The sequence below is a fragment of the Sulfobacillus thermosulfidooxidans DSM 9293 genome (assembly GCF_900176145.1).
Classification (GTDB): Bacteria; Bacillota; Sulfobacillia; order Sulfobacillales; family Sulfobacillaceae; genus Sulfobacillus; species Sulfobacillus thermosulfidooxidans.
In genome coordinates this window covers 2,128,481-2,152,643 of the sequence record NZ_FWWY01000001.1, presented here as the reverse complement: position 1 = coordinate 2,152,643, position 24,163 = coordinate 2,128,481, and the positions used below count along the sequence as shown (strand labels likewise).

General features: G+C 50.0%; 26 protein-coding genes and 1 riboswitch. Of the genes, 1 reads left to right on the top strand and 25 read right to left on the bottom strand.

The window, feature by feature from the left end; genetic code table 11:
* Positions 1–16: 16 nt before the first annotated feature.
* The 5 genes from B8987_RS10830 to B8987_RS10810 form a co-directional block, all read right to left on the bottom strand.
* The gene (locus B8987_RS10830; RefSeq protein WP_020376166.1) at positions 17–865 is read right to left on the bottom strand and encodes a YitT family protein; all 849 of its coding nucleotides are present in this window, start codon (positions 863–865) and stop codon (positions 17–19) included.
* Complete coding sequence (locus tag B8987_RS10825; RefSeq protein ID WP_084661528.1) at positions 862–1,527, bottom strand: LmeA family phospholipid-binding protein; 666 nt, start codon at positions 1,525–1,527, stop codon at positions 862–864. Before B8987_RS10825 ends, B8987_RS10830 begins: the two co-directional genes overlap by 4 nt.
* Positions 1,524–2,655 (bottom strand): peptide chain release factor 2 gene (gene prfB, locus B8987_RS10820; RefSeq protein ID WP_420802225.1). Its coding sequence is split into 2 segments (ribosomal slippage): positions 1,524–2,582 and positions 2,584–2,655, totalling 1,131 coding nucleotides; the frame shifts between segments, so codons are not numbered across the junction. Before prfB ends, B8987_RS10825 begins: the two co-directional genes overlap by 4 nt.
* Before the next feature lie 18 nt (positions 2,656–2,673).
* Positions 2,674–5,226, bottom strand: a complete 2,553-nt coding sequence (gene secA / locus B8987_RS10815; RefSeq protein WP_084661527.1) for a preprotein translocase subunit SecA — start codon at positions 5,224–5,226, stop codon at positions 2,674–2,676.
* Between the two features lie 92 nt (positions 5,227–5,318).
* Positions 5,319–6,503, bottom strand: a complete 1,185-nt coding sequence (locus B8987_RS10810; RefSeq protein ID WP_176213232.1) for an HD domain-containing phosphohydrolase — start codon at positions 6,501–6,503, stop codon at positions 5,319–5,321.
* Positions 6,504–6,835: 332 nt separating this feature from the next.
* Between B8987_RS10810 and B8987_RS10805 the strand changes: the two genes are divergently transcribed.
* Positions 6,836–8,071 (top strand): IS110 family RNA-guided transposase, encoded by a 1,236-nt coding sequence (locus B8987_RS10805; RefSeq protein ID WP_084661026.1) that lies wholly within the window; start codon positions 6,836–6,838, stop codon positions 8,069–8,071.
* A 318-nt stretch (positions 8,072–8,389) separates the two neighbouring features.
* On the opposite strand, the gene B8987_RS10800 is transcribed toward B8987_RS10805, so the two are convergent.
* The 20 genes from B8987_RS10800 to upp form a co-directional block, all read right to left on the bottom strand.
* Positions 8,390–9,007 (bottom strand): hypothetical protein, encoded by a 618-nt coding sequence (locus B8987_RS10800; RefSeq protein WP_084661525.1) that lies wholly within the window; start codon positions 9,005–9,007, stop codon positions 8,390–8,392.
* A gap of 137 nt (positions 9,008–9,144) precedes the next feature.
* The gene (gene hpf / locus B8987_RS10795) at positions 9,145–9,657 is read right to left on the bottom strand and encodes a ribosome hibernation-promoting factor, HPF/YfiA family (RefSeq protein WP_020376159.1); all 513 of its coding nucleotides are present in this window, start codon (positions 9,655–9,657) and stop codon (positions 9,145–9,147) included.
* Between the two features lie 363 nt (positions 9,658–10,020).
* Entirely contained in the window at positions 10,021–10,218 is a 198-nt protein-coding gene (locus tag B8987_RS10790) for a cold shock domain-containing protein (RefSeq protein WP_026040771.1), read from the bottom strand.
* A 178-nt stretch (positions 10,219–10,396) separates the two neighbouring features.
* Positions 10,397–12,082, bottom strand: a complete 1,686-nt coding sequence (locus B8987_RS10785; RefSeq protein ID WP_084661524.1) for a GGDEF domain-containing protein — start codon at positions 12,080–12,082, stop codon at positions 10,397–10,399.
* A gap of 135 nt (positions 12,083–12,217) precedes the next feature.
* Entirely contained in the window at positions 12,218–12,679 is a 462-nt protein-coding gene (locus B8987_RS10780; protein ID WP_176213231.1) for a glycosyltransferase, read from the bottom strand.
* Between the two features lie 64 nt (positions 12,680–12,743).
* Positions 12,744–13,943: a methionine adenosyltransferase gene (gene metK / locus B8987_RS10775; RefSeq protein WP_076006035.1), complete on the bottom strand. Its 1,200-nt coding sequence runs from the start codon at positions 13,941–13,943 to the stop codon at positions 12,744–12,746.
* A 69-nt stretch (positions 13,944–14,012) separates the two neighbouring features.
* A riboswitch (SAM riboswitch) is annotated at positions 14,013–14,115 on the bottom strand.
* Between the two features lie 227 nt (positions 14,116–14,342).
* The gene (gene spoIIID, locus B8987_RS10770; protein ID WP_020376153.1) at positions 14,343–14,600 is read right to left on the bottom strand and encodes a sporulation transcriptional regulator SpoIIID; all 258 of its coding nucleotides are present in this window, start codon (positions 14,598–14,600) and stop codon (positions 14,343–14,345) included.
* Between the two features lie 100 nt (positions 14,601–14,700).
* Complete coding sequence (locus tag B8987_RS10765; protein ID WP_084661522.1) at positions 14,701–15,288, bottom strand: M23 family metallopeptidase; 588 nt, start codon at positions 15,286–15,288, stop codon at positions 14,701–14,703.
* A 92-nt stretch (positions 15,289–15,380) separates the two neighbouring features.
* Complete coding sequence (locus B8987_RS10760) at positions 15,381–16,097, bottom strand: YwmB family TATA-box binding protein (protein WP_176213230.1); 717 nt, start codon at positions 16,095–16,097, stop codon at positions 15,381–15,383.
* A gap of 162 nt (positions 16,098–16,259) precedes the next feature.
* The gene (atpC, locus tag B8987_RS10755; protein ID WP_020376150.1) at positions 16,260–16,682 is read right to left on the bottom strand and encodes an ATP synthase F1 subunit epsilon; all 423 of its coding nucleotides are present in this window, start codon (positions 16,680–16,682) and stop codon (positions 16,260–16,262) included.
* 15 nt (positions 16,683–16,697) lie between these two features.
* Positions 16,698–18,122 (bottom strand): F0F1 ATP synthase subunit beta, encoded by a 1,425-nt coding sequence (atpD, locus tag B8987_RS10750; protein WP_020376149.1) that lies wholly within the window; start codon positions 18,120–18,122, stop codon positions 16,698–16,700.
* An 11-nt stretch (positions 18,123–18,133) separates the two neighbouring features.
* Positions 18,134–18,991, bottom strand: a complete 858-nt coding sequence (gene atpG / locus B8987_RS10745) for an ATP synthase F1 subunit gamma (protein WP_084661520.1) — start codon at positions 18,989–18,991, stop codon at positions 18,134–18,136.
* On the bottom strand, positions 18,992–20,500 hold the full coding sequence (gene atpA, locus B8987_RS10740; RefSeq protein ID WP_020376147.1) for a F0F1 ATP synthase subunit alpha: 1,509 nt from the start codon (positions 20,498–20,500) through the stop codon (positions 18,992–18,994).
* Positions 20,490–21,053, bottom strand: a complete 564-nt coding sequence (atpH, locus tag B8987_RS10735) for an ATP synthase F1 subunit delta (protein WP_084661519.1) — start codon at positions 21,051–21,053, stop codon at positions 20,490–20,492. The genes atpA and atpH overlap by 11 nt, the downstream gene beginning before the upstream one ends.
* Positions 21,050–21,544 (bottom strand): F0F1 ATP synthase subunit B, encoded by a 495-nt coding sequence (gene atpF / locus B8987_RS10730; protein ID WP_020376145.1) that lies wholly within the window; start codon positions 21,542–21,544, stop codon positions 21,050–21,052. The genes atpH and atpF overlap by 4 nt, the downstream gene beginning before the upstream one ends.
* A gap of 62 nt (positions 21,545–21,606) precedes the next feature.
* Positions 21,607–21,834: an ATP synthase F0 subunit C gene (atpE, locus tag B8987_RS10725; RefSeq protein WP_037912202.1), complete on the bottom strand. Its 228-nt coding sequence runs from the start codon at positions 21,832–21,834 to the stop codon at positions 21,607–21,609.
* A gap of 79 nt (positions 21,835–21,913) precedes the next feature.
* Positions 21,914–22,606, bottom strand: a complete 693-nt coding sequence (gene atpB / locus B8987_RS10720) for a F0F1 ATP synthase subunit A (RefSeq protein ID WP_028962083.1) — start codon at positions 22,604–22,606, stop codon at positions 21,914–21,916.
* Positions 22,603–22,986 (bottom strand): hypothetical protein, encoded by a 384-nt coding sequence (locus tag B8987_RS10715; RefSeq protein WP_076006031.1) that lies wholly within the window; start codon positions 22,984–22,986, stop codon positions 22,603–22,605. Before B8987_RS10715 ends, atpB begins: the two co-directional genes overlap by 4 nt.
* Positions 22,983–23,153: an AtpZ/AtpI family protein gene (locus B8987_RS10710; RefSeq protein ID WP_020376141.1), complete on the bottom strand. Its 171-nt coding sequence runs from the start codon at positions 23,151–23,153 to the stop codon at positions 22,983–22,985. The genes B8987_RS10715 and B8987_RS10710 overlap by 4 nt, the downstream gene beginning before the upstream one ends.
* 369 nt (positions 23,154–23,522) lie before the next feature.
* Positions 23,523–24,149 (bottom strand): uracil phosphoribosyltransferase, encoded by a 627-nt coding sequence (gene upp / locus B8987_RS10700; protein ID WP_020376139.1) that lies wholly within the window; start codon positions 24,147–24,149, stop codon positions 23,523–23,525.
* Between the last annotated feature and the right edge of the window lie 14 nt (positions 24,150–24,163).

Below are 24,163 nucleotides of genomic sequence, written 5' to 3'. Positions count from 1 at the left end.
AAACGGCGCAGGATTGCTAGACTTCTAAAGGGGGCTTGCGAAATCCTTCACCCACCACTTCATGCACGGTAGCCACCACCACAAATGCGGTAGGGTCCACACTATAGATAAGTTCCTTTAATGTGCTCACTTCAGAACGGGTAATGACCACATAAAGAATTTCTCGCGGCTCCTTGGTATATTCGCCATAAGCCCCAATACGGGTCACACCCCGGTCCATCACTTCCAAGACTTTCGCTGCAATGATATCGGGCTTCTGACTGACAATCGTAAAGGCACGGGCATAGCTGACCCCTTCTTGGACGACATCGATCGCCCGGGACGAAATGAATAGGGCAATCAGGGAATACATGGCCAGGGTCGGATTAAATACCACACCGAACGCGGCAATCACAAAAAAATCCACAACCATCATACCCTGGCCCATAGTAATCGGTAAAAACCGGGTAAGTAAGCGGGCAATGACATCACTGCCGCCCGTGGTTCCCCGTGCGCGAAATACCATTCCCAGTCCTACCCCAGATAACAAGCCGCCATATACTGTAGCCAAAAGCACATTATGCGTCACCGCGCCAATGCGGATAATGCCTACCATCACGGATAACATCAAGGTACCGTACACAGTACGAGTCCCCACCCGGTTGCCCCACAGCTTCTTACTCAGCCATAGCAAAGGCACATTGAGAACCGTCAAACTGACCCATAAGGGGACGTGCAGTAAATATAACAGGATGATACCCACACCGGAGATGCCACCATCTGAAATCTTCGCCGGTACATAAAATCCATTAATCCCTATGGCGGTGATGGCCGTACCCACGGTCATCATTCCATAATCCCACAAGATACGTTGAACTTTTGTCATGGCGTACTGGCCTCAACTATCAATTCATTATTCCGTAATGCCACGGATTGAATGACCATGGCGACCGGTAATTTTAACGAGTCTATTTGGAAAATTTGTAAATCGGTTAAGACTGGTAACTGAATTCCGTCCACTGAAGTCGGATGAAAGATAATCGCCTTCTTATCACTAGAGACGGACAAGGTGCCTTGGGCATTTAAGGGAACGCTCAGTTGTCCTAATAATAATCGTCCCTGGATGGTCATGAGACCATTGGTAATGGTCACTTGCGGATTTTGAATGGGACCTTGCTCAGCCAAAAATGCACTCAATGCGGGTCCATCAAAAACAATACGCACATTCACATGGCCCGGTTTTTCGATGACCAATCGGTTATGAGACAAGGCCGGCAAGGAAACCTTGCCGTTTTGCCAGTTAATCACCGCTTGGGACAATGTCATTCCATCCACATGCACATCATGCACGTTAATATACACATCTTGGAACTGACCTTGGGCCATAATCCAAAACGGCAAGGCGGCAATGTCAACTTGCGGTCTAACGCCGCCATCTTGGGCGGCAACCTGATTGGCCACTTGCCGAGCCGCCCATTTGGGTATCGTCCACTGCAGGGCGCCCAGCAGCACGACGGCTCCCGCTAAGACCACAATAAAACGGCTCATGAACCATTTTCCTCAGGCTGCAGAGCGCCCCGGGCTTCCTGTTGTAAAAAGGCTTCAATAAAACCATCGAGCTCGCCATTCATCACATTTTGGGCATTAGGCACCTCATAACGGGTGCGATGATCGCGGACCACGCTATATGGTTGAAACACATAGGTCCGAATTTGCGATCCCCAACCAATTTCCGCCTGCTCGCCCCGTAATTCCGCCATGTGTTTTTCCCATTGTTGTTGTTGTAATTCTGCCAATTTTCCTCGTAGCATTCTCATCGCCGTTTCCCGATTAGAATGTTGGGATCGTTCCGATTGGCAACCGACCACAATACCCGTAGGTAAGTGGGTAATGCGGACGGCTGATTCCGTCTTATTAATATGCTGACCACCAGCGCCTGAGGCCCGAAAGGTATCAATTTTCAAATCTTCGGGGCGAATTTCGATCGTCTCGTCATTTTGTAAATCCGGCATCACTTCCACCGAAGCAAATGAGGTGTGGCGCCGTCCCGAGGCATCAAAGGGAGAAATGCGAATAAGCCGATGTACGCCGCGTTCAGGACGTAGAAATCCAAAAGCGTTTTCCCCATGAATTTCAACGGTAACGCTTTTATATCCCGCTTCTTCCCCTTCTAAGGCGTCAATGATTTCGGCTTTAAACCCGTGACGTTCTGCCCAGCGCAAGTACATTCTTAGGAGCATGGAGACCCAGTCTTGCGCCTCGGTCCCGCCAGCCCCGGCATGGAGGGAGACAATCGCGTCTTCGTGATCATAAGGACCCCGCAGGATCAACGTCAATTCAAATTCACGCAAGGCGCGCAGCAAGTCCTCAGCTTCTCGCTGTTGCGCTTTAAGAATCTCCCAATCGTTTTCTTCCAGGGCTAAATCGACCAGTTCATTCCAGTCGTCAACACGCCGGGATAAGCTGTGATATTGCTCTAAGGGACCTTTAACCCGTCTCAATTGTTTAGAAATATTTTCGGCACGCTCGGCATCACTCCAAAAGTCAGGAGATGCCATAATGTTTTCTAAGCGTTCACTTTCTGCTTGGCGTTCTCCGAGGTCAAAGAGACCCCCTTATTCGGTCCATAGTTTGGTGAATATCGCTACGTAAGGCCTCCATATCATCTTGTAACACGTACTCATCATCCTCCACTTATTGCGATTCTTGATTAGCCCCATGGCAGCGCTTGTATTTCTTTCCACTCCCACACCAGCATGGGTCATTCCGTCCTAATTGATGATCATCTTTCTTGGTCTGGTGTCCCTGTCCGCCCTGAATTACCTGAAAAGGCCGATGTGCCGGTGGATTTTCTTCGGCAATCGTCGCCACAGGTTCCATCACGGGCATAGGCTGCTGGGGAGCCAGCTGAAGATGGAACATCATCCGAACGACTTCTTCCCGGATAGCTCCTAACATGTTTTGATACATGTCATAGGCTTCTTTTTTGTACTCGACCAGCGGATCTTGCTGACCGTAAGCACGAAGTCCTACACCTTCGCGGAGATTGTCCATGGCGTCAAGATGTTCCATCCATTTGGAATCCACCACGCGTAACAAGACCATTCGCTCTAACTCACGCATCGCTTCGAATCCAAATTCTTCTTCTTTCTGTTCGTAAACACGAGTCCCCGCTTCTAAAATCGTATCATGGAGCTCTTCTCGACCCATGCCCTCCAAATCTTCTGCCTTAAGGGTTCCTTGTGGCAAAAAGATTTCTTCCAAGCTGTCCACCAGAGGCTGCATTTCCCATTCTTCAGGATGCAAATTGGCCGGACAATGCAATGTGAGCGCATCATCAATAAGATCCGATAGCATATGCAAAATATCTTCTTTAAGGTTTTCCTTGGTTAAGATATCCCGGCGCTGCTTATAGATCACTTCCCGCTGCAAGTTCATCACATCATCATATTGTAGCACCTGTTTTCTGGCATCAAAGTTCCTGGCTTCCACTTTCTTTTGAGCCGACTCAATAGCCCGCGACAACATAGGACTTTCAATGGGCTCATCTTCTTCGACGCCTAGACGGTCCATGAGATTGGATAAGGTTTGCGCAGCAAACAAACGGAGAAAATCGTCTTCTAGGGACAAGTAGAACCGTGACGATCCAGGATCTCCTTGCCGGCCAGCACGTCCGCGAAGCTGATTGTCAATACGGCGGCTTTCATGGCGCTCCGTCCCAATAATATGAAGTCCACCCATTTCGGCAACACCTTCACCGAGCACAATGTCTGTCCCTCGACCAGCCATGTTGGTCGCAATCGTCACAGCGCCAGCTTGCCCGGCTTTAGCAATAATTTCCGCTTCTTGCTCATGGTACTTGGCATTAAGCACCGTGTGCGGAATCCCTTTTTCTTTGAGCATGGCACTAAGCCGCTCGGACTTCTCAATGGATACAGTCCCCACTAAGACAGGACGACGCTGCTTGTATAATTCTTCAATTTCCCGCACTACGGCACGGAATTTCGCCGCTTCTGTCTTATAGACCACGTCAGGATAATCCTTACGAATCATCGGTTTGTGGGTCGGTACGACAATGACGTCAAGACCATAAATCTTGCGAAATTCCTCTTCTTCGGTTATGGCCGTCCCCGTCATTCCCGACAATTTATGATACATGCGGAAATAATTTTGAAAGGTAATCGTGGCTAAGGTTTGGGTTTCATCCTGGATCTTGACGCCTTCTTTGGCCTCAATCGCCTGGTGAAGACCATCAGAATACCGGCGGCCAAACATAAGGCGTCCGGTAAATTCGTCAACAATAATGACTTCCCCGTCTTTCACCACGTAATCCCGATCGCGCTTCATGAGCGCTTTGGCTCGCAAGGCCTGGTTTAAGTAGTGAGACAAGTCGATGTTGACATCATCATAGAGGTTACTCACGCCGAGCATTCGCTCCACCTTCGCCACTCCGGCTTCCGTCGGCGCTACCGTCTTTAATTTTTCGTCAATGGTGTAATCGATGTCTTCCCGCAAGTTGGCTGCAATCCGGGCAAACTGGTAATACAAATCTGGCGACTTATCCGCCTGACCAGAAATAATGAGTGGCGTTCTCGCCTCGTCAATCAAAATACTATCGACCTCGTCGACGATGGCATAGTGCAGTTCCCGCTGTACCATCTCCTCGGTGGTCATCACCATGTTGTCACGTAAGTAATCAAACCCAAATTCGTTGTTGGTTCCATAGGTGATATCGGCAGCATAGGCTTGCCGCCTTTCATCTGACTCCATGTCATGTTGGATAAGCCCAACACTCAATCCCAGAAATTCATACAGTTGGCCCATCCACTGTGCATCACGTCGAGCCAGATAGTCATTGACGGTGACCACGTGGACCCCTTTTCCTGCCAGGGCATTCAGATACGCTGCCAGAGTGGCAACCAAAGTCTTACCTTCACCGGTACGCATTTCTGCAATCCGCCCGTCATGAAGTACCATACCTCCAATCAGCTGGACATCGAAATGCCGCATATTAAGGACACGTCTAGAGCCTTCTCGCACCACGGCAAAGGCTTCGGGAAGCAATTGATCTAGACTTTCACCGTTGGCCACCCGGTCTTTAAATTCTTGCGTCTTATGACGCAACTGTTCATCGGATAACGCTTGTACTTGCGGTTCCAATGCATTAATTTTTGCGACCACGCCTCGATACCGCCGAACTTCCCGTTCACTAAAGCGATTGACGAGGTTGGACAACATCTTTAACATCGAATAATTGCCTCCATTCAACGTAAAAGGAACCGGTAAAGGTTCCCACGTCGATACCTAATTATGAATTTTATCATGAAGCGAGGGGGTCATCAACCCGAGTGGCCGTGACCCGTATCTCCCCGGTGCTCAATTCCTACGTGATTCCAACCTTGTGCAATGGCTTCTTCGACCGCTAAATTCCTGTCTCCACACATTTCCACAAATTTTGCCACGACTTCAGGATCGAATTGGGTACCTGCTCCATTTTGAATTTCCGCCATCGCCATGGCATGGGGCATCGCTCGGCGATAAGGCCTGTCCGTAGTCATGGCATCATAGGCATCCACAACCGATATAATGCGAGTTTCTAGCGCGATTTCGTTCCCCTCAAGATTGTCAGGATACCCTCGTCCATCCCATCTTTCGTGATGCTGACGAACAAAATGTCGTGAGCAACCAGCTAATTGCACTTGTTCTAAAAGCTCACTACCAATAACCGGATGGTCTTTCATCATTAAGACTTCTTCTCGATTCAATCGACCGGCCTTGCGTAGAATACTATCTGGGGTCTTTAGCTTCCCAACATCATGTAACAGACCTGCCTCCCGAACCAAGTCAATCCGATCTTGCGGCATCCCGAACTGTTCAGCTAATTTTGCGGCATAATGTCCTACCCGAATCGAGTGTCCATAGGTGTACGCATCCCGGTAATTAATAGCGGTCAACAAGATGTCAATACTGCGGTGATAGGTAGTGTGAACTCCCCGAAGCAAAGCCAAAGCATATCGAACAAATGCAAGTGGTACCGCAAAAATCAGTTCACCATATGGTCCAAGCTCTTTGTATACAATTGCCATCGAATAAGCAATAGGAATCATGAGCAAGAATGTAGGCGTTGACCACTTGAAGTAAACCCGAAATGTTTCAAATATAGGTCTCTTTGTGCGTAATGCGATGGCGATCATAACAAATCCCCAATTAAGTACAAAAGCAGTAATCGCAGCAACTGTTAAAGGAAAACTGATTTCGGTAAAAGCTAAATGGTTAGCAGATCCTGACAACAATTGAAAGACTTCACCCGATGCCCAACCAGCAATTCCAAATTGAGCACGATTAAATACAAATGACGGCCATTTGACCTTGCCTAAATATTCACGACCTACTATACTACCAAATCCGCCCAGCCATAGCCCTGCACTCGGCCCCAATATAATCGACGTTGAAAATATTATGGGCAACTGTACCGAAATGCCACCATTACCCTTTAATAGCCGAATGTCTACTAGAGATGCCACAACAATGGCTAGAAAAAATAGTGCGTCGGTCGGATTAAGATGAAAAATAAAAGTTAGGTTTTTTACAAAGAGACACCCATGCCCCGAATTCGGGGCACCCACGGATATGAAAAAAGGGAGTGAGTTGCGCTATGCTGAAGACAGCCTTCGGCCGAGATCGGTTTCTCTCTGATGCTGCGAGCTCGCGAAGGAGACGGAGTCCGGCCTCGTTGAGCACCCCCGATTGTTGCGCTCCGTCGGCTTGCGCCGACGGGTAGCACGCACAGGAGAATTCGTCAGCGCTCCGAGGCTGCCGGAGGCCTGATTATTCTACACGCGTTGAGGTGAGTCGCATGGACTTAGAGGTTGTGGTCACTCATGGCGCCGGGTTGGACGTCCACAAGAAGGTCATTGTCGCCACGGTGTTGACGCCGACGGTGAACGAGACGCGGTCGTTTGGCACCCTCACCCCCGATCTCTTGGCGTTAGCGGATTGGCTCCAATCCTGTGGGGTCACGCACGTGGCGATGGAAGCGACCGGAGTGTATTGGAAGCCCGTGGTCAACTTGTTGGAGGCGTATCCCTTTGAGGCCGTAATGGTCGTCAATCCCCAGCACATTAAGGGCATGCCGGGGCGGAAGACCGACGTGCAGGACTCGCAGTGGATTGCCGGGTTGCTCCGGATTGGCGCGTTGAAGGCCAGCTATATTCCGCCGCGTCCGCAGCGGGAGCTGCGGGAGATCGTGCGCTATCGGACGAGCCTACAGCAAGCCCGCGCCACGGAAGCCAACCGGATCCAAAAGGTGTTGGAAGGGGCTAATGTCAAACTCGGGAGCGTCATCAGCGATGTGTTGGGCGTTACCGGCCAGCGGATTCTCGCCGCCTTGGCGGACGGCGAGACCGACCCGACGGCTCTGGCCGATTTGGCCGATCCCCGGATCCGCGCCTCCCGGGACACCCTGATCCAGGCCTTGACCGGCTTGGTGACGGCCCATCAGCGCTTGATGCTCCGCGTACAGCTCCAGCATGTGGCCTTTTTGGATCGCCAGATTGCGGCGCTGTCGGAGGAAATCGCCACGCGCCTCGAAAATTTTGACGACGCCCTCGCCCGCTTGCAAACCATCCCTGGGGTCGAGCGTCGTACCGCCGAGATCATTATCGCCGAGATTGGGACCGATTTGCAACGGTTCCCGTCCGCCGGGCATCTGGTCTCCTGGGCCGGCTTCAGCCCCGGACAGCACGAGAGTGCGGGGAAAGCCCGACCGACGCGCACCCGCAAGGGCAGTAAAGCGCTGCGGGCCGCCTTGACCCAAAGTGGCCACGCCGCCGGCAAGACCCGGACCTATCTGGGGGCGGTGTATCACCGCCTCGCCGGCCGCCGCGGGAAGCAACGCGCGGCTGTGGCGACGGGACGCCACATCTTGATCGCGGTGTATGCGATCTTGCGGACCCCGGGGGCTGTCTACGAAGATTTGGGCGCTACCTATTTTGATCAGCGGGATCGGCAGGCCCTGGTCCGCCGGGAAATTCGCCGGCTCGAAGCCTTGGGTTATCGGGTGCGGGTGGAGCCGACCTCGCAGGCGGGCTAACACTACCGGCGGTGCTCACCGGAATCTATTTTTCACAGGAGAATGATAGCAAACAATACAACAGAGCCCATAAAATATCTCATTTTTATCGGATATGCCATAACCGCCACCGCCTTTTACGAATAAAGATTAATCGACCAACTGACTAGTCCAAATAATAACCCGAACCTACTACAATCACATCCACTAAACTGGATACTAAGTTACGGACCAGACCCTTCATTTTTGGCATTTACTCCTATCGTATTTGCCTCCATGTACCGTCGCTCAAGGTAAACATGTGTGTGTTTTCGCTTGGTCTGTGTTGGTCGAAACTTTCTAAACTTTTTGCCCTGAGTACAGGAGTATTCGCCTATTGACGGCATCAAGAGTTGCCCTGATTACGGTATCTTCGATCGTGTCACGGAGCACTCCGCAGCCGGCTAAGATTTCTTCGCCCGGGTCCGCTATGGTTACCACCACGACATCAATTCCTCCCACCCGCGTCATTTCAATTCCGTTAAAAACAAGTTGTTCCAATTGCGCTAAGGCTTGATTAACCGCTTCTACTGTGGCTATCGCGATCGCCATGGGAATCGTCGCGCCTTGTCCCCGCCCTTCAAAAATGCGTTCGCCCCGGCTTAATCGGCAATGGGCTTCAATCCCTAATGTGGTGTGGCCGATTGAAAAGCCTGCGATTTGAAGACGCGATCCCCCATGTTGTAATTCGTCTTCCGATTGAATTTGCACAACCGTAACCGCATCTTGTGAAACATCATCTAACCCATAGCTACGTAAAAGTGAAACGACTTCTCGAATTATTTGGCGCGGTGGCTTAGTGCCATCGCTTAAAATATGAATCCGGGTAACATGGTCGGTGTCTTGATAGACACTGGCACTCTTGATATAGGGAATCCGGAGTATGACCTGTTCATAGGTTTGAAATTGTTCTGCCATAACTCCTCCTTGGGCTACACCCTTAGAATACGACACCAACCGGCAATTTCCTTCTTTTTAACGGGTATTTTGTCTCGAATTTCCAAAAAAAATTGAGGAGCTTATCGAGCAAGCTCCTCATTAGGTCAGTTCGAAACTTATAGCGGTTCTAACAACCCGTAATCTCCGTCATGACGACGGTATAACACATTAATACTGTCCGTTTCGGCGTTGGTAAAAGCGAAGAAATCGTGACCTAAAAGATCCATTTGTAAAAGCGCTTCATCCAATGTCATCGGTTTTACAGGGAACGTTTTCCGTCTCACGACATTCGGCAAATCTAAAGGCTCTGAAGCCTTTTGCAGATTCGCTTCCTGAATGAGTTTCCGGCGTTCCCGGGTCTTATATTTGCGATATTGACGCTCGAGTTTATCAACCACCAAATCGATCGACGCATACATATCCGAATTGGATTCTTCAGCTCGTAATAAAAAGCCTTCGAGAGGAATGGTCACCTCAACAATTTTCCGTCCCTTTTCAACACTCAAGACGACATGCGCTGTCACATCTTGATGGTCGATGAACTTGGCCATCTTGTTCATTTTCTTCGTTACATAATCTTTTAAGGCATCCGTAATCTCCACGTTTTTCCCGCGAACGATAACATCCATCGCGTAACGCCCCTTTACGGCTTTGTGCCAATCTTGGATTAGACTGGTATGTGTATTATAGCATGTTGGAAAAAACAGCAAAAAAGATCACAGAAGATTCCGGATACCATAAATTGTGCATCTAACCAAACTCACAGTTTCGATTGGAACGATGGATATGCACCGGAAAGCTTGCGTTGCATTTGCCAAGATGCCGGAGGGGAAAAATCCGCTATGAGACGTAACTCACACGAAACAAGAAGAATTCTTTATCGTCAATATCACATTACTGCACTAAGGCCAATCAAAAATCAAAAAATGGAAGGAAATCATTACAAAGAAAAAGCTGGGATAACCCAGCTCATTCTCTTGTCGAGTCGATTCTTAGAGGCGAACGACGTTCGCAGCCTGCGGGCCGCGGTCACCCTCCACTACATCAAATTCGACACGCTCGCCTTCGTTGAGCGTACGGAAACCTTCGCCATTAATGGCCGTGTAATGCACAAACACGTCACCGCCGTCTTCACGCTCTAAGAATCCGTACCCTTTTTCTGCACTAAACCATTTGACACGTCCGGTCATGCTAAAATATGTCCCCTTTCTTAAAGCTGTCCTAAAGTCCAGGACAACCGCGTTCAATATAGCATCCCCTACCAAAAAAGTCAAACAATATCGTCCTCCACCATTCGTCACCGTTTTCCCCAAGGCTGGGGATTATACCTTGTGGATTATGGGGATAAGTCTGTTGATAAAAGAGTTATCAACCGTTTTCGCTGGGGATATTTGGACCGTTAACCACGTCCGTTCCCTTAAGGGCGCCGCGTTCAATTCGCCTTTGTACCTTATTTTGGTACATACGCTGATCGGCCACAAACAGCAATTGCTCTATAGCCACTCCGTCTGAGGGATAATGGGCGTAACCGACAGAAATGCCAAGCGTCATGGGAATGGTGTCAAGCTGGCATTGTGAAACTTTGCCTTGTATTCGTTCCATGGCCATCTCGGCTGCCTTTTGGCTCGCACGGCGTAACAACAAGATAAATTCGTCGCCCCCGTAACGCGCCAAAACATCGTGTTCACGAATTTCCAAGCGCACGGTATCAACCACTAATTGCAACAACCGATCCCCCATAAGGTGCCCATAAGTATCATTAACAAATTTGAGGTGATCTACATCAAAAAAAATCACCGCAAAGTCCGTGCCTTCTTCTTCAGCCACCCGCATTTCCCGGTCTAAAGCCTCTTGGAAATAACGAAAATTATACAGGCCGGCCAACAAAGGATCTTTGGCCGATAAATGCCGTGTTTCAACCAGGAGGTCGATTTTGCGTAGGCTAACAGCCGCTTGCGTCGCCAAGATTTGACCCAAGCGCAAATCAGGAGGACCGTATTGATGCGGTTCTGGATGCGCCACAACCATGAGCCCAATTAACAGCCGGTCTGTCACCATAGGCAGCAACAACACCGAACGCATAATCCTAGGAATACGGGGATTCACAAATCGCCCAATGACTTTTTCACTGTCGTCGATGAGTTCACTGGACCGGGATTCAATGGTCCAGCCTGTAATGCCTTCTGAAGCTAAAACTTCTTCTTTGTATGGCGGCGGTTCCTCAAATGGATAATACACGTGAACCCGGCGCACAGCCAATCGATGAGGGATCTTCCGGTACATGACCAGCACGCTACTCGGAAACGTTTCCCGGATCCCCTTCTCCATGCTGCGGTAGACATCTTCAGGCGAACTGGCCGCTGCGATTTCCGCGGCCACCCGCACCGCAGTCAAGGTATTTTTATGGCTCCGGTAAAGATTGTATCCAAGACCTAAAAGCAGCGTAATCAATAAAAATGGAAAAAATGCCAAAATCGCTCCCGGGGTATGATAAGCTTTTTGCAACAGCACAAAAATTAAAATGAGCGGGGCCGAAATCACCCAGCTCAAGACATCAAAGAATAAACCTTCCGCGAATAATTGCCACGTCTTAACACTATTATCTTGAATCAAATAGTAAATCAATACCAGCATATTATTAATGAATAAAAACGTGAGAGAAAACATGCTGGCTTGTACCCACAAGGGAGAAAAATGGTGAAAGACATAAGCTCCCGCCAGCACACTGACAGAAAAAATACTCCAGCTTGCGAGCGAACGAATACCCTTGAATCCTTTGACCCAGCCGAGCATCTGTCCGAGTGATCCCGCCACAACTGCTGGAATGGTGCCTCCAATAAGAAATACCGAGAAATAGCCAGCGTTCACCAACGTGATGGAGCCTTGTCCCAGTTTAATCGGCCAGAGTGTGGATGCGGCCACCATAATCGCACCCACGATTACCACACCCCAGATATGAGACGCCCACCTGAGTCCATGAACAATAATTAAAGCCGGACCGGCGACAGTTAAAAGCCATAAATAAAGTTGAATAGGCGAAATCCGTCGCAGCATGCATGGTTCCTTTCCTATTTCGAACGGATAATGCTATTATGGCAAAAATTATTTGGCTATATATTCGTGAAATATCACGAGAATCCTGCAATCACCTCCAAGCAATGATAAAGTCCCAGCCAAAGACAAGGACCCTTAGCCAATGGAGCGAATCATCACAGGTTCACTTTGCAGTAAGAGTGATTTTAAGGTCGCAAGGGGAACATAGGGGTTCATTTGGGTTAAATCCACCCACAAAATCACATCATGCTGGCAAATATCTAAGACTTGCCCTTTGTCGAGGTGGGAAGGCGCCACAGTAATAAAGGGGAATCGGCGTTCAAGCCGCTTGGCAATCGCCAAGGTTTGATCGCTCGATCCCCCATCCACGATAAGGATTTCCATGTCCCGACGTTGCCAAGCGGCATCTTGCCAGATTTCACTCAAATCGGACACCGCTCGTTCTAAAACACTCTCTTGATCGCGCACGTACAACACGACTGTAATGGCAGCTGGCACAAGTCCAGGCCATGGCAAAATTCGCGAATACAGCCATTCCAATGCGACAACCGCTCCGTAAAGCGATAGTGCTAAACCAAGAGCTCCCCACCAGGTCACAGGACATTCTCCTTTCCACATTCTGTCCCATTATACGAGCAGCCTGTGGAAATAATGCCCATGCTTAACGTCTTGGGTTAACCTGAGCTTTAGCCAACAATGCGTCCACTCGGTTAACTTGTTCCCACGGCAATGAAACGTCTGTGCGACCAAAATGGCCGTATGCTGCCGTTTGCAAATAGATAGGACGCCGTAAATCCAGGTCCTCAATAATGCCTAAGGGGCGCAAGTCAAATACTTGGCGGACAATATCTGCTAAGATATCATCGGGTAGACGGCCCGTGCCAAAAGTATCGACCATGATGGAAATGGGCTGAGCCACCCCAATTGCGTACGCAATTTGAATTTCCGCTTTATCAGCTAACTGGGCAGCCACCAAATTTTTGGCAACCCAGCGGGCCGCATAGGAGGCGGAACGGTCCACTTTGGTCGGATCTTTACCGGAGAAGGCACCGCCCCCGTGGCGGGCATAACCTCCATAGGTATCCACAATAATTTTTCTGCCAGTCAGTCCCGAGTCACCGTGGGGTCCACCAATCACAAATCGGCCGGTTGGATTGATTAAAATCCGCGTTTGCGATAAATCCCAATGAGGAGCGACCACGGGTTTGACCACTTCTTCGATGACGGCTTCGGTAACCGTTTGTAAGCTCACCGAACTTTGATGCTGAGTGGAAATGAGAATGGTATCGATGCCAACGGGTTTGTCGTTTTCGTAACGTACTGTCACCTGGGTTTTGCCATCCGGCCATAAAAATGGTACCCGTTCAGATTTTCTCACTTCGGCCAAACGGTAAGATAAACGGTGGGCAAGAGAAATCGGTAGTGGCATTAGTTCTGGGGTTTCATTACAGGCAAAGCCAAAGACCATGCCTTGGTCCCCTGCCCCAATTAATGCACGCGCATCATCTGAGCCTTCGCGGATTTCCAAAGCCTGGTTGACACCCATGGCAATATCGGGAGATTGTTCATCAATCGAGGTCAACACCGAAACCGTGTCCGCGTCGAAGCCCATTTTCGCGCGCGTATAGCCAATAGCCCGGATCGTTTCCCGCACCGTCCGAGGAATATCGACGTAAGTCGTTGTGGAAATCTCCCCGACAACCAGTGCCATCCCCGTGGTCACGACCGTTTCCGCGGCGACACGAGCTACCGGGTCTTCCGCGAGAATGTTATCTAAAATGGCATCGGAAATCTGATCAGCAATTTTATCGGGATGCCCTTCTGTGACCGATTCCGACGTAAAAAGAAAATTGCGCCCCAATTACGTGCCTCCTTCTTCATGCCCTTATACACAAAAAATCCCCTTCAGAGAGAAGAGGTTCGGCTGCATCTCTCATCCGTCCCCAAAAAAGGGGTCGGGATTGGCACCGTGGCAATAAATTGCCGGTTGCCGGGCTTCATCGGGCCTGTCCCTCCGCCGCTCTCGATAAGAGCATAATGATTAATTGTCTTTCCGAGTATATAGTCAGACTTTCTTTGTGTCAACTAGAAAAATACCAAAAGGCTTGCCCTTTTCGTAGCATGCGCGCTATTTCAAAAGCCTATCCCACTCTCATTCATGGAAAGAATTCAGCATGCCTAAGGTCTCGGGTTAGCGGGTAAAATGACCAGTTCTCGCCGGGGGAGAGTGTCCCCCGGCTCTCGGTCCTGGGCATTTGGATTATCCCGGACGATTCGTGAGGAATTTTTGGCGGGTCGCTTCCCCACCACGAAGATGACGCTCTGCCTTGTTGAATTCTAAGACTTTTTTGACTTCATTGGCTAATTTTTGGTTTACTTTTGGCAATCGTTCGGTGACGTCTTTGTGGACAGTACTTTTCGAGACCCCAAATACTCTGGCTGTATCTCGCACGGTTGCCCCGTTGTTTAAAATGTAGTTTCCGATGTCCACAACACGTTGCCAGATATGATCCTTCACATTTCCGGCCCCTTTCTCCCCCCGAACTTGGTAGAGTATATGGCCGCAAAAAAAATAAATGCCAGAGCAAAGATTCCTGCTCTGGCATTTCATGGGTTGCTCAGGACGAAGGATGGAGATATCCTTCGGGATTGATGGCCATTGAGCCATGATAGACATCAAAATCTAAATGGGATCCCGGTTGATGGCTGTAAATACTACTGCCTCCAACCGTGCCAATGACCTGACCTTGTTTAACCATCTCGCCCGCTTTGACGCTTGCACTACCTAGATGACCGTAGACCGTCTCATATTGATCGCCATCTTTGATAGTGACCGACAATCCTTGATGGTTCACATTTTCGACCTGGGTGACCACACCACCCCAGGCGGCATGGACCGGCGTTCCCGCCTTGGCCGAAATCGTGATACCGGGATTGTAATACCATTCATTTAACGCGCCCGAATATTGCCACCCAAAAGGATTCGATATGGAACCATTGACCGGCATCATTAAAGGCGCTGCCGTGCTACTAGCTTGCGATTTAAGCTGGGCCCCGTGATCTTTGGCCGTAGAAGAGGGTGAGTGCGCAACTGGCACGGTAACAGGATGGGCAGACCGGTGTGTTAAAGCCAATGTTAAAAGGCCGCCACCCAACACTGCAACGCCGCCAATAATACCGACCAGGGTGAGACGACGATTCGCCATTCGTTTGTTCCTCCACTCTTTATGCACTCTGCAACCGAGGATTCATATCCTCTTACTTCCAGTGTGCCCAGGAACTCCCAATTCAAACCCGGTTAATAGGTGACTGTCACCAGCGGGGTCCCCACATCAACCTGTTCCGCATGCAAATACGTGTTATAATTCAAGGCCACTTGAATATTAACTGGGTGACCCTGTAAATTGTCATGCTGAGCAATGAACCCGCTGTCCCCTGCCACGGAAACATACTGCGGCGTCTCGATGCCATTCACTTTCTTGGCCCCAATCGCCTGAAACGCTTGGTTAATCACCTGATTCTCTTGAGCCTCGGACAAGTTCTCTGGTAAGGTGCCTTGGAGCGTAAACGCCAGGTGTAAGGGGCCGTAACTCGATAACACATGGCGGACCAAGGCGAGGCTTTCATTGAGTCCTTCAAAACCTTGACTGCCGACCCGGTCAACCACCACATAGGTCGCTCCGGAAGCCAAGCGTTCGGCGATGAGTTCACTGGAAAAGCCGGCTATGTGCTGCTTTATCGACGCCTTTTGATATCCGGTGCCTTGTTCCAGCTGCACGGCACCCCGTATATGCGTTTGTTCGGATAAGCGACGGACAATATCGACAAGGTTTTGCTGACTCTGCGATTTTGGCAATTCAACCCAACCGTTAATGCTAAATCCTTGGGGATGGGCTTTGGTGGCTTGAAAAGCGGTCATGACCGGTGATAAGGCGGCCGCTCGCACACTGGCCCCCATCCACAACACAAATCCAATCCCTGCAATCCATAAGGCATTTCGTATCCCGTTTCTCACTTTGGACCCTCCTGGCAAAGAATCTCTACCAGATTGTTCCACCAAACTCTTTTTTTCATACATCAAACAAAAAACAAGCCCTTGTCGGGTAAAGACAAGAGCTTGTTTTACTTGTTTTAAGAAGATGAAATATACGCGAATACGATAAAGACTGCAGGAGACCTAGTGCGTCAAGGCTGTTGGATGACCCGCTAACTTGAGCCGATTTTCCGCACGGGCCAAGGCGCGTTTTGCCCGAATCAGGTCGATATTGGGTTCAGCTTTGCCAATAGTCTCCAGGGCGCGCTCCCGCGCCTTTTGTGCACGGGCCACATCAATTTCCGAAGCGCGCTCGGCTGAATCTGCCAAGACCACAGTGGTGGTATCCCCCACTTCGAGGAACCCGCCACCAATCGTAAATTGCTCGGTTTTTCCGTTTTCCGGATATACCGTAATGATATGGGGAACCAAGGGCGTAATGAGCTGCATGTGATGCGCCAAGATCCCGATTTCCCCTTCCGTGGAACGGACAATGATATAGGTTACCGGGCCTTCGAAGAGCGTCCGTTCCGGGGTCACAATCTTCAACTGATAGGTGGTCGCCATACTATCCCCCCAACCCTAAAGGGTCTTTGCTTTCTCGACAGCCTCGTCAATGGAGCCCACCATGTAAAACGCCATTTCCGGCAGGTCGTCATGGCGCCCCTCAAGGATTTCCTTGAAACCGCGGACACTCTCACGAATCGGCACGTACTTGCCCGGTGTGCCGGTAAACTGCTCGGCGACGAACATGGGCTGTGACAAGAAGCGTTCAATCTTCCGGGCACGGGCCACAATCAATTTGTCATCATCGCTTAACTCGTCCATCCCTAAGATGGCAATAATGTCCTGAAGTTCTTTGTACCGTTGAAGCACGGCTTGAACACCCCGAGCAACTTGGTAGTGCTCATCGCCCACCACCTGCGGATCCAAAATCCGTGAGGTCGAAGCCAAGGGATCCACAGCAGGGAAAATACCTTTTTCAGAAATCCGGCGTTCAAGGTTCGTGGTCGCATCCAAGTGCGCGAACGTTGTGGCGGGGGCAGGGTCCGTGTAGTCGTCTGCCGGCACGTAAACCGCCTGAATTGAGGTGATTGATCCTTTCTTCGTGGAGGTGATCCGTTCTTGCAAGTTCCCAATGTCAGTGGCCAAAACCGGCTGATATCCCACCGCTGAAGGCATACGCCCGAGCAAGGCCGACACCTCGGAACCTGCTTGGATAAACCGGAAAATGTTGTCAATGAAGAACAAAACGTCCCGGCCTTCTTGATCTCGGAAATATTCCGCCATGGTCACTCCCGAAAGCGCCACCCGCATACGTACACCCGGGGGCTCATTCATTTGTCCATAGACCAGTGCGGTTTTGTCGATAACCCCGGACTCAGACATTTCTAAGAACAGGTCGTTCCCTTCACGGGTTCGTTCACCGACTCCAGCGAAAACCGAAAATCCACCGTGTTCGGTTGCAATATTGTGGATGAGCTCCATAATCAATACGGTTTTGCCCACACCCGCTCCGCCGAATAACCCGACTTTTCCACCTTTAGGATACGGAGCTAACAAGTCAATAACTTTAATCCCGGTTTCAAAAATCTCTGTCGATACAGCCTGTTCAGTAAAACTAGGGGCTGGCCGATGAATAGGCAGGTGCAGTTCTGCATCGACAGCACCTTTGCCGTCAATGGGATTGCCCACGACATTGAACATCCGGCCCAAAGTGACATTGCCCACGGGAACACTAATGGGATGCCCTTCATCAATGACTTTCATCCCCCGGACAAGGCCATCCGTCGAGGCCATGGCAATACAACTGACCCGGTTGTCGCCAATTTGGTGCATCACTTCTAAGATTAAATCTGATGATCCATTGTCGGGACCATCCCCCGCCGCATTCCGTCTACCGACGACGCGCAGAGCGTTATAAATCGCCGGCAAGTGTCCGCTTGGAAATTCGACCTCTACGACAGGGCCTAGTACCTCCACGATTTTGCCATCATGTTCCGCCACGCTCGATCCTCCTATTCCAAAGCTTCGGCGCCGCTCACGAGTTCCGCAATTTCTTTCGTAATAGCAGCTTGCCGTAAACGGTTACGCATTAATATCATCTTGCGAATGAGTTCATCCGCGTTCTTACTTGCGGAATCCATGGCCGTCATCCGGGCTCCTTGCTCACTCGCTTTGGATTCCAATAACGCACTATAAATTAAAACCTCAATATAGCGCGGGAGCAGATCATTAAACACGGTTTGTGTATCCGGTTCAAACACATAGCTTCGCTGCAAACTTGGATCATCTTCTGGGGGTTCTTCGACAGGCAGCAGGCGAATTGTCTCGGCCTGATGGGTCAAAGGATTGATGAACTTGGTATAGCTCAAAAAGACTTCATCGACGTCATGATCCAAATAGTGTTGCATGATTTCCCGGGCTATGGCCCGCGCCTGATGAAACGTAGGGTCATCGCCGACACCGAGAAATTCCCGTAATATCGGCACATTCCGGTGCAGAAAATAGTCACGGCCTTTGCGACCCACAGCAAACACGGCAGGATTTTTTCCGCCCACTTCACGCATGTAGTTACTGGCATGCCGCAAGATGTTGGCATTATAAGGTCCTGCCAAGCCCCGTGCCGAGGTGATAACCACAAATCCCACACGGTTCACATCGCGTTTCTCTAATAGCGGATGCCCTGTACCTTTGCTGACGGCGCGCCGAGTTATGGCGCGAATCTCATTGGCATAAGCCCGAGCTTGTTTCGCCCGAAACTCGGCCTTGCGCAATTTCGCAGCCGCCACCATTTTCATGGCCCGCGTTATTTGCTGCGTGTTCTTGACGCTTTTAATGCGCCGGTCAACTTCTTTAAGTCCGCCTCCAGCCATTTATAACACCGCCGTTTTCTTATATTCCTCAATGGCGTTCGTCAAAAGTTTGATGGTTTCGTCACTAAACGCTTTGTCTTTGCGGAGCGCCTCGTAAATGTTTTCGTGTTTCTCGTGCAAAAACCGGTGCAGTCCCGCTTCAAAGGTCCGAACCTGTTCAACGGGAATATCGTCGAGGAATCCCCGGGTGACCGCGAATATGGATACGACTTGTTCCTCAACAGGCATGGGTGAATATTGGGGCTGCTTCAAAATTTCGACCGTTCGGTTACCACGGGCGATACGGGCTTGGGTCGCTTTATCCAAATCAGAACCGAACTGGGCGAACGCGGCTAATTCCCGGTACTGGGCAAGGTCTAAACGCATCGTCCCAGCCACTTGTTTCATAGCCTTGATTTGAGCCGCAGATCCCACCCGGGATACCGAGGATCCCACGTTTACCGCAGGCCGGACACCTGAGAAGAATAAATCGCTTTCAAGGAAGATCTGTCCGTCGGTGATGGAAATCACGTTGGTCGGAATGTATGCGGAAATGTCACCAGCCAAGGTTTCGATAATCGGGAGAGCGGTCAAACTGCCGCCGCCGTATTCTTTGTTGAGGTTGGCCGCACGCTCCAAAAGACGGGAGTGAAGATAAAAGACATCTCCGGGATAGGCTTCCCGACCGGGTGGACGCCTCAGTAGCAAGGACATCGCACGGTAAGCAACAGCATGCTTGGACAAGTCGTCATAAACAATCAAGACATCCTTGCCGTTATCCCGAAATTCCTCAGCCATTGCACAACCCGCATAGGGAGCTAAATATTGAAGTGGAGCGGCTTCAGCTGCGGACGCCGAGAGCACGATGGTATATTCCATGGCGCCTCGTTCTTCTAAATTCCGCACTAAGCCAGCAATCGTCGATTCTTTTTGCCCGATGCCAACATAGACACAAATCACATTTTGACCTTTTTGATTCAAAATTGTGTCGATGGCAATAGCGGTCTTTCCGGTTTGCCGGTCACCGATAATTAACTCACGCTGTCCCCGACCAATCGGAATCATGGCGTCGATGGCTTTAATTCCGGTTTGTAACGGGCGGTTCACCGGCTCGCGCATGATAATACCGGGGGCGGGATATTCAACGGGTCGACGGATATTGGTCTCAATGGGTCCCTTGCCATCAATGGGTTCCCCCAAGGCATTGACGACACGCCCAATGAGCGCTTCCCCTGCGGGAACTTCGACCATTTTTCCCGTGCGCTTGACCCGCATGCCCTCAGTGATGCCGACATCACTACCAAGCACCACACAACCAACATTGTCTTCTTCGAGGTTCAATGCCATCCCAAAGACACCATTATCGAATTCCAGCATCTCACCAGCCATACAATTGGCTAAACCATAAATTCTGGCTATGCCGTCACCAACGGTGAGAACGACGCCGGATTCGGACAACTCTGTTTCCACATCATATTTTTGAATCTCTTCTTTTAAAATCGCGCTGATTTCCTCAGGCTTAATGCTCAAGGACTACCCCTCCTCCGTTTCCTCGCAGGCGCTCTCCCAGGATCTCCATACGCCTTAGAACACTGCCGTCCAACACCCGGTCACCAACGCGGATTACCGCACCGCCAATCAATGCCGGATTCACATGGGCTATAATCTTAATCTTTTTACCCATAGTGTGCCCAAGACGTTCTGCAAATTGGGCTTGTTGTTCCGCTGTGAGTGGGACCGCGCTTTCTACGTGCGCTTCCACAATGCCGTGATCGGTTTCTACGAGTTTGTTAAATTCGTCACAAATTCCCGCCAAAAGATGCTCGCGTCCCTTGTCCATGACCAGTTGGAGAAATTGAAGAACCAATGGGTGGACACTCTCCCCAAAGATCCGTTTCAGTGTTTCTCGTTTGGCTTCATGAGAGACTTGGGGATGATACAAGAACCCTTGCAAATCCTTTGAGCCTTCAATCGTTTGAATCACAAACTCCAAGTCGGTTTGGATCGTATCCACTAACTGGTTGTCCTTAGCGAGCTCAAACAACGCTTTGGCATAGGGTTTGACGGCACGTTGATCGGTCATTGTAATTGCCCCGCATCTTGTAGAATTTGATCAAGATAACGCTCTTGATCTTTGTCATCGAGATTGCGTTCCAACAATTTACTGGTAGCCATCAAGACGAGATCAGCAACTTGGGCACGAATAGCCTTTAGGGCTTCATCTCGCTCATGCTGAATTTCTTCAAGTGCCGCCTTTTGACGGTATTGCGCTTCCCGCTGGGCCTGTTCGACGATTTTCCGGGCTTCTTCCTCGCCTTCGCGGCGCGCCTGAGCAATTAAAGTCTTGGCATCTTCGCGCGCTTGTTTCAACAAGGCTTCTTGTTCTTGATGAAGTTTTTCCGCTTCTTCACGCAAGCTATTGGCATCATTGATTTGTTTGGCGATGGTATCCCGACGTTTTTGCATCGCGGCCAAAAGCGGCTTGTAGACATACAGGCGCAAGAGAATCAACAAAATAACCCATTGCAGAACTCCGGCGACCATGTTGCCTAAGGTTAGAGATGTGCTAGACACGGTTTCGCTCCCTTCTCCCTGTCATATCCCCTCAAATGAGGATTGAGTGGTTCCGAGTCTTTCTAGCCGATTTTGGTGAACACGAAGAGCACGAAGGTGATAACCGGCCACGCTTCAACTAACGCCACACCCACTAAGGCCCACGTTAACAACCGACCCAAAGCTTCTGGTTGACGACCGACTCCTTCAACCATGCGCCCCATAACTAAACCGTTACCAATACCGGCACCAATCGCACCGCCTGCCGCCGCTAACGCTCCAATGAATAACAAAATATCGTGTGAACTCACGCTCAATTCCTCCTTAAAAGATTTAGAAATTTGACGATAATCTAAGATTTTGGTTCCATTATCCGGTTTACTTCGAACATCAATGCTCACTACTGGCTTGAATACTCATATACGCCACTGTGAGAATCGTAAAAATCAACGCCTGAATCAAGGAAATCACTAAACTAAAGACCAGCCAAAGGGTCCCAACAAGCACCACAACAAGCCATCCGGCGGCATCATGCGGCAGATTCGTGGTCATACGCAACACCAATTCTCCCGCCAAGATATTGCCAAATAACCGGAATGCCAAGCTGACAGGCATGACAAGCTGCTCAAGTGCATTGACAATAAAGCCGAAAACCGGTATGGGTTTCCAAAACCAGCCAACGAGAAAACCGCCAAGTCCTTTATATTTAATACCTGACCATTGAATGAGCAAAAAAATCACAATAGCCAAGCCGGCTGGCATACTTAAAAACGCTGTGGGAGAGTGTATCCAGCGTGTTCCAATACCAGGGAGCGGCAATAATCCCAGCACGTTTGCCACAACCAGCAAAAGAAACAAAGTTAACGAAAGTAATGTTAAGTTCGGCGCCAATTCCTTTGGTGCCATTTGCCCGACCAAATCCTGAAACGTCTCTAATGCGCTTTCGAGGAGGTTTTGCGCTCCTGATGGCACCGCTGTACTAACGTTGCGCACCGCAAGCAGGCCGAAAGCGAGTACGACCAGCATGGCTAAAAGGCCCGTGATAAAGGGCGGCCATTGAAAGGCTGTCAATGAAAAATTCATCCATTCACCCCCTTGTGCCGCGAGCTAACAATCGCTCCAATTAGATAAATCGCGTAAGGCACAAAGATTCCCGCTAATGCCCACCTAAGGTCTAATCTCGTATAATGCTGCAGCACATAGAAAAACACCCCTAGGAGGACCAGTCTGGACAGCAGTCTTAAATTTATGCTGGCCACCGCAGCTCGTCCATTTAGCCGGGCCCACAGTGGCAACCGAAGACCGAGACCTACGACATCCACAACACCGGGGAGAATCCCTGCCGCAATGCTCCAAAACACCATCCTTCCCGAAGCCACTAGCAATCCAATGAGCACGAATACCAAAGCGAGGCTTAGAGACGCTGCAGCCGATTTTCGCCAAAGCGCTGAAAATTCGTTCACTTTAGGAGAACCCGAGCCAGGTGGTAAACTCCATACATACCAGCTCCTATACCTAAGAGGACACCCAGCACTGTAAAAAGTGGCGCAGTGTGCAGCACCCTATCAAGCCATTGCCCGAGAAGCACTCCGATGATGACGGAAAAGACCAGTTGAATCGACAGCGCCATCGCGACTCCGATACCGCGGGCTGCAGTTAATGGACGTTTGCCGTTCTTCTCTGATCCCGTCGTCAGTCACCCTCTTCTTGGACAATTCAATGGTTGAAAGTTTGCCCATAATCGGCATAATTATCAAATCCCGCCAGGCAGACTCCCACCACGTGCCTTGGCTGAAGAGACTGATGCGCGAAAACCACTGCAGTGTCTCTACCGCCAAATTGGGCCAATTTCGGGAAGATCATGGCAGTCTGCAAGTATACGGCAGATACCAATATGGGTATGAAGGTGATACCCTCACGATCGATAAGTATAGTCCAGGCACAATAGCCCGTCAATAGACACGGCGGGCTAGGTTTCATCAAATTCCAAGTGTCGACATTAATCGAGGACCGTACCAAATTGACGATCTCCCGCATCTCCCAGGCCAGGAAGGATATATCCAAGATCATTCAATCCTTCATCCAGTTGAGCCGTAAATACATTGACATCGGGATGGCACTCGTCGACTTTCTTAATTCCTTCGGGAGCGCTGATAATACTCACCACACGAATATTTTGCGCACCCTCTTGCTTTAAATAATCTAACGCGTCAACCGCCGATCCTCCTGTCGCCAGCATCGGATCGAGCAAGATCACCGGATGATCATGATACGAAGTCGGGAAATTACTGTAATACCGAATCGGCTTTAACGTGTGATGATCCCGGTACATTCCCAAATGGGATACCACAGTATTGGGAACCACATCACGAAATCCTTCGACCATCCCCAAACCGGCACGCAAAACCGGGACAAGTACGGGAACTTTATCCAGCTTATATCCCGTAGTTTGCGCCAACGGGGTTGTCACTGTCATTGGTACAATGTCCAAATCTTGAAGCACAGGAAACGCCAATAATCGCGTTAATGCCGTGAGACGTGAACGAAACTCATCCGTTCCCGTCATATGATCTCTCAGAACAGTTATGTGTACCTTAATCAGCGGGTGATCGACGACGACTAACATACGAATTCCTCGTT

Coding starts and splice junctions, on each gene's coding strand:
- B8987_RS10830 (WP_020376166.1), bottom strand. CDS start 865: ATGACAAAAGTTCAACGTATCTTGTGGGATTATGGAATGATGACCGTG.
- B8987_RS10825 (WP_084661528.1), bottom strand. CDS start 1,527: ATGAGCCGTTTTATTGTGGTCTTAGCGGGAGCCGTCGTGCTGCTGGGC.
- secA (WP_084661527.1), bottom strand. CDS start 5,226: ATGTTAAAGATGTTGTCCAACCTCGTCAATCGCTTTAGTGAACGGGAA.
- B8987_RS10805 (WP_084661026.1), top strand. CDS start 6,836: ATGGACTTAGAGGTTGTGGTCACTCATGGCGCCGGGTTGGACGTCCAC.
- B8987_RS10800 (WP_084661525.1), bottom strand. CDS start 9,007: ATGGCAGAACAATTTCAAACCTATGAACAGGTCATACTCCGGATTCCC.
- hpf (WP_020376159.1), bottom strand. CDS start 9,657: ATGGATGTTATCGTTCGCGGGAAAAACGTGGAGATTACGGATGCCTTA.
- B8987_RS10790 (WP_026040771.1), bottom strand. CDS start 10,218: ATGACCGGACGTGTCAAATGGTTTAGTGCAGAAAAAGGGTACGGATTC.
- B8987_RS10785 (WP_084661524.1), bottom strand. CDS start 12,082: ATGCTGCGACGGATTTCGCCTATTCAACTTTATTTATGGCTTTTAACT.
- B8987_RS10765 (WP_084661522.1), bottom strand. CDS start 15,288: ATGGCGAATCGTCGTCTCACCCTGGTCGGTATTATTGGCGGCGTTGCA.
- atpC (WP_020376150.1), bottom strand. CDS start 16,682: ATGGCGACCACCTATCAGTTGAAGATTGTGACCCCGGAACGGACGCTC.
- atpG (WP_084661520.1), bottom strand. CDS start 18,991: ATGGCTGGAGGCGGACTTAAAGAAGTTGACCGGCGCATTAAAAGCGTC.
- atpH (WP_084661519.1), bottom strand. CDS start 21,053: ATGACCGATCAACGTGCCGTCAAACCCTATGCCAAAGCGTTGTTTGAG.
- atpB (WP_028962083.1), bottom strand. CDS start 22,606: ATGAATTTTTCATTGACAGCCTTTCAATGGCCGCCCTTTATCACGGGC.
- B8987_RS10710 (WP_020376141.1), bottom strand. CDS start 23,153: ATGGCGCTGTCGATTCAACTGGTCTTTTCCGTCATCATCGGAGTGCTT.
- upp (WP_020376139.1), bottom strand. CDS start 24,149: ATGTTAGTCGTCGTCGATCACCCGCTGATTAAGGTACACATAACTGTT.